The 549-nt window shown below is 35.0% G+C and carries 1 protein-coding gene; it reads right to left on the bottom strand.

Features of this window, described 5'->3' with window-relative positions; genetic code table 11:
* On the bottom strand, window positions 1–549 hold a 549-nt coding region (locus tag ABEB23_RS18200), incomplete at both ends, for a glycosyltransferase (protein ID WP_348814137.1).

Consider the following 549-nt stretch of genomic DNA (forward strand, 5'->3'; position numbering starts at 1 on the left):
GCTTCTTTTATTTTTTCTGCAGTTTGCTCTTCAAAGAAAATTCCGGTTTCTTTTTCAAGAACCGTTTCAAGTGTTCCGCCTTTTTTTAATGCAATAACCGGCGTTCCGCAAGCTTGTGCTTCGACCGGAATAATTCCAAAATCTTCTTCTGCAGCAAAAACAAACGCTTTTGCTTTTTGCATTAAACTTCGGAGTTTTTTATTCTCTACAAAGCCAACAAATTCTATGTTGCTATTGGCTATTTTTTGAAGTTTTTCCAACTCTGGTCCTTCTCCCGCAACTATTAACTTAAGATCGGGCAATTCATTAAAAGCTTCGACTATTAATTGCGTCTTTTTATAAGGAACCATTCGCGAAGCGGTCAGATAATAATCTTCTTTTTGTTCTTCTAAAGTAAAAAAATCGACGTCGACCGGGGGATAAATAACAACTGATTCTTTGTTATAAGTCTTTTTGATTCTTTGCGCAATATGCTCTGAATTGGCTATGAAATAATCTACATTTTCAGAATTAGAAAGATCCCATTTCTGTATTTTATCTAAAACCGAT

The sequence above is a fragment of the Flavobacterium maritimum genome (assembly GCF_040049085.1).
GTDB classification, from domain to species: Bacteria; Bacteroidota; Bacteroidia; order Flavobacteriales; family Flavobacteriaceae; genus Flavobacterium; species Flavobacterium maritimum.